Here is a 5,016-nt window from a genome sequence, read left to right on the forward strand (position 1 = left end):
GTTGGTGTTTTATCGTTCGATAACGCTAGAACTTCTGACTTCCGCTGTTCCAGCGTGGTAGTCAGCTCTTTTAATTCATCCTTTGCCTTTTTATATTCAGGCACTGTTAAATTTTTACGCTCTGACCCTTTTTCGCCACGTTCAAGCTCAAAACCACGCTCATTTAAATACTTTGGCAATTCGTCTTGTACCGCTTGTAAGGCTTGACGATTAAAAACAGTCTTTGCTGATAGCTTGTGTTCGTCATTAAACGGCACAATTCCTAAGTGCATATGCGGTGTCGTTTCGTCTAAGTGAACTTGAGCATAGCGGATATTCTCACCACCAAATTTTTCTGAAAAATATGATTTAGCAACTTCAAAATAATCTTTAATTTCTTTACTATCTTTATCTTTAAAAAATTGGTTGTCAGAAGTTATGATCCATTCGTTTATTAATACAGCATCTTTTCTGACAGCACGACTACTTGATTTGTTGTCGTTAATAAATTGCTCAATATCTCGTTTATAATTTTCTGTCCGATTGACCAAATCATAATTTAAATGTGACCGTTCAACATCAATATCTTTGTTGGAATGATTGTCTGTATTTCTCTGATTATGATTACCTACCCCAACTAAATTTCCTGATTTTACCTTCTGCATTCTCGCCACTACAAATGACATATAAACACTCCTAACTTCGGGACAGCTTCCATGTAAAGTATAACCCACTATACTTTACTTCGTAAAGGTGGGCTCGCCGAGGGGTCTTGCAGACAGCTAGTCGGCTTTTCAAGCCGAGCATCAGCGACCCCATTGGGTCAATTAGCTGATCGCTGTTTGGGGTTTTATCTCCCTACCAATTCGAGGGGTCCCCAAACATTTAATTGTTTCTAATAGTATCAAGATAAGTTTTATCTCCCTACCAATTCGAGGGGTCCCCAAACCTCAAACCAAAATAAAAACCCCCTTCGACTTTTTCAACTAGGGGGCTTTTATTTTTATATAAATCTACTTAGATAATCTTTCGCAGCTTTCTTAAAGTATCCAACAGGGTGTTTATAGCGTTGTTTCGCAACATAAGAAATATGCTTTTCGACAGTCTCTAGGGTCGCTCTATCAGCAAGCTGTTGGTATAACGGATAAACCTCTAGTTTAAACTGTTCAATCAATTCATGATCATGCGTTGATACCACTCCATAATCGATTAACCATTCAGTAAATTTATTCTCGTATTTTGTCGCATATTCTTGTGGTTGCTCGTCATATTTATTTTCTAACCAAGGTTCAGTATGTTCAGGTTGCCAAGTAAATAGATAGCCAGTTACAGGGTTTCCACGTGTATTTCTTTTTATTTTTTTAACTTTTAAACCTTTAAAAAATATTGGTAATTCTTTCATTATGGGCTTCAAAATATTTTTATCAATATGGCTAGGTGTGTAGTAATCTGGTGTATCTAACAGTTGTTTAAATTCCTTAATTTTTAACTCTAATTTCCCTACAGTTCTCCATTGTTTTAGAAGTCGATACATAGATTTTGCATAAGTAGATTTAATGCGTGTAAATTCTTGTAATTCATAACTAGTAAATTCAGCATTAATCTTATTAAGTATATAACTATAATTTTCAGTAACTCCCACTCTTACATTTAAATCAGACATATCATCATTCCACTTAACTTCAAAAATACTAAATAAATTCATAATTTTAAAAGAATGGCTAGTACGTTCTTTATACTTTATTGATGTTATATGATCCCCTAAATTTTCCATTGTATTTACAAAACGTGGTAAATTCCAATCATTATATTCAGCTAATTCTTTGAGCTCATTGCCCGTAAAAGTAACTAAATCTGTCCCTTTATTTCTCATTTTAGATAAGATTGCAAAGAAAAAGTTCATCTCCTCTGATGTCCAATTTCGCATAGGCACTGTATTTAAATCGTTATGATGTTTAACAATTTCATTTGTCATAAAAAAACCTCTCTCTATATTTGTTTTTATTTTAGAATAAAAAGGTTATAAAAACAAATATAAGTTTTTATAACTCACAAAATGTTTTTTTAAAACTCACAAAATGTTTTTTTAAACTCACAAAATGTTTTTTTAAACTCACAAAATGTTTTTTTAAAGAGCCCTCTTCCTTACTCTCCCAAGGGCTAAAAATTGTCTAAACATATATCTAAACATATATCTAAACATAGATAAATTAAACATTTATCTATTTATCGTATTTTCCTTAAACAGAATTTCGATAAAAAATATAAAAAAAAAGAGAAAAGAAAAAATAAAAAAAGGACGCCTTGCTGACGCAAGCCATTAAAAAAGGGGCAAAGCCCCTTAAACCCCTTATTTTCAAGAAAAAGGGGAATTGTTGTATGAGAATATTTGAAAATCTAAGTAATTTTGTTAAATCTTTTACATTTATCTGCATGCTAACGCATGGTCAAGGGTTAACACCCTTAACAATCCCTCTCACTCCCCCTTAAATCAAAAATACAAGCCCTAGAGAGCGCTCTTAATATATTTAAGCCTAATCCTATACAAAAACATTTAGAAAAAGCAGGAAAATGAAAAGGTACCATAAACGACCGTTTATGGTACCTTTCAAATTTATCCTTATTGTACAAAATAACAGCGAAATCTTTAAATCTATTTCTTATCGATACAAATTCCCCGTAGGCGCTAGGGACCTCTTTAGCTCCTTGGAAGCTGTCAGTAGTATACCTAATAATTTATCTACATTCCCTTTAGTAACGTGTAACTTTCCAAATTTACAAAAGCGACTCATAGAATTATTTCCTCCCGTTAAATAATAGATAACTATTAAAAATAGACAATACTTGCTCATAAGTAACGGTACTTAAATTGTTTACTTTGGCGTGTTTCATTGCTTGATGAAACTGATTTTTAGTAAACAGTTGACGATATTCTCGATTGACCCATTTTGAAACAAAGTACGTATATAGCTTCCAATATTTATCTGGAACATCTGTGGTATGGCGGGTAAGTTTTATTAAGACACTGTTTACTTTTGGTTTAGGATGAAAGCATTCCGCTGGCAGCTTAAGCAATTGCTGAATCGAGACTTGAGTGTGCAAGAGCAACCCTAGTGTTCGGTGAATATCCAAGGTACGCTTGTAGAATCCTTCTTCAACAATCAGATAGATGTCAGACGCATGGCTTTCAAAAACCACTTTTTTAATAATTTGTGTGCTTAAATGGTAAGGAATATTCCCAACAATTTTATACCTCTGTTTGTTAGGGAATTGAAACTGTAGAATATCTTGGTGAATTAAAGTGACACGAGTATTCAGTTTTAATTTTTCTGACGATAAGTTGAATAGATGACTGTCTAATTCAATAGACGTTACCTGTTTACTTATTTTAGCCAGTTTCGTCGTTAAATGCCCTTTACCTGTTCCAATTTCGTAAACGGTATCGGTTTCTTTTAAATTCAATTGTTTTATTATTTGGTTGAGTACTTTTTCACTCGTTAAAAAGTTTTGAGAATATTTTATATTTTTGTTCATGTAATCACTCCTGAAGTGATTACATCTATAAACAAATACAGAAGTTAAACGATTTGTTTGTAATTTTAGTTATCTGTTTAAAAAGTCATAAGATTAGTCACTGGTAGGAATTAATCTAACGTATTTATTTATCTGCGTAATCACTGTTTTTAGTCTGTTTCAAAATAGTAGATGTTTTATCTACATAACGCATTTGATAACGCATTTGGAATACCAACATGACGAATCCCTCCTTCTTAATTACAAATTTTTAGCATCTAATTTAACTTCAATTCCTATTATACAAAATTTTAAGATAATGCACTATCAACACACTCTTAAGTTTGCTTCTAAGTCTTATTTCCATAACTTTAGGGTTAACCATACGCAAGACCAATCACTCTCGGACAATACTCATGATTTTAATGATAAAATCCATGTTAAACCCATAGATAAGAAATACACCTGCAATAACCGTTACCTGTTTGTGCCAATTTAAAAATGCACCACTTTTTTATAATTAAAACGGTTGAAAACTGTACCACTAATAACTCACAATAGAGAGATGTCACCGTCAAGTTAAATGTACAAAATAACAGCGAAATTTTTAAATCTATTTCTTATCGATACAAATTCCTCGTAGGCGCTCGGGACCCCTAATAGTATCAAGATAAGAAGAAAAGGGTATTTTGCTCCGCAAAAACCCTTTTAAAAACCGTGGGCTTCCGCCCACCCCTGACAAACGCAATGCGTTTGATCATGCCTCTGAAAAGTAGCTTTATCACGTAATTACTTTTCGTCGCTCAGCAAAAGCTAAATGCCTAAAATAAAAAGACAAGGGTAAACGTTGCTCACGTTGTTCGCCCTTGTCTTTATTATTTATAGCCATTTTAAACGCTTATGCCGACGAAAAGTAATAATCACGTGTAAATATACTCGAATTGATTTAAAACGTCTTAGAACGCAAATATGAGCTTCTAACGACTTAATTCATCTCTATCTCGTGTTTGAGTTTCATTTCTATGAATTTTTTCAAATTCTCCACCTTTTACAAATTCTTTTACTTTGTCTAAAACGCCACTAACAAGCGTTTTAACCTGTTCAGTTGTAACTTGCTTAGAATCTTTAAAGTACTCTTTAAACCCTTTGTAAATGCCCTTAATTTCGTTTTTAAGCGATTTATTCTCTTTCTCCAACGAATCAATTTTCTCTAGATTATTATTATATCTATCTGCTAAATCGTTGAAATCACGCACTACTTCCTTGTATTTTTCTTTTACATAGTCAATCCGCTTAGGTAAATCAGTTTCCGCATATTTCTTTAGTTTCTCATTCGATTTATATAAATCTTCATAGCCTTGTATTAAGGCATTTAATTTATCTTCAGGGATAATCACATTTCCTGTTTTTCGTTCTTCATTTTTCGTAAATTCATGTCGCAACTTACCAATACCAATGGTTTCGCCACTTGGTACTTTGACCGTTTTCGTTTCGTCTTTTAAATCTAAACTTTCTTTCTTGATT

At 32.8% G+C, this 5,016-nt stretch carries 4 protein-coding genes and 2 pseudogenes; all 6 read right to left on the reverse strand.

Features of this window, described 5'->3' with window-relative positions; all coding sequences use genetic code 11:
- A partial coding sequence (gene mobV, locus ACRCJ0_RS09290) for a MobV family relaxase (protein WP_431390268.1) occupies window positions 1-665 on the reverse strand: 665 nt, incomplete at its 3' end.
- Window positions 666-982: 317 nt separating this feature from the next.
- Entirely contained in the window at window positions 983-1,954 is a 972-nt protein-coding gene (locus ACRCJ0_RS09295; protein WP_431390269.1) for a RepB family plasmid replication initiator protein, read from the reverse strand.
- Between the two features lie 821 nt (window positions 1,955-2,775).
- Window positions 2,776-3,516, reverse strand: a pseudogene (erm(B), locus tag ACRCJ0_RS09300) (23S rRNA (adenine(2058)-N(6))-methyltransferase Erm(B)); the annotation flags it as partial.
- A gap of 121 nt (window positions 3,517-3,637) precedes the next feature.
- Window positions 3,638-3,733: a 23S rRNA methyltransferase attenuation leader peptide gene (locus ACRCJ0_RS09305; protein WP_248054477.1), complete on the reverse strand. Its 96-nt coding sequence runs from the start codon at window positions 3,731-3,733 to the stop codon at window positions 3,638-3,640.
- 48 nt (window positions 3,734-3,781) lie between these two features.
- Window positions 3,782-3,865, reverse strand: a pseudogene (locus ACRCJ0_RS09310) (MLS leader peptide); the annotation flags it as partial.
- Window positions 3,866-4,469: 604 nt separating this feature from the next.
- The coding region (locus tag ACRCJ0_RS09315) for a plasmid recombination protein (RefSeq protein ID WP_431390270.1) at window positions 4,470-5,016 on the reverse strand (547 nt) is incomplete at its 5' end.

The sequence above is a fragment of the Aerococcus sp. L_32 genome, from assembly GCF_050689315.1.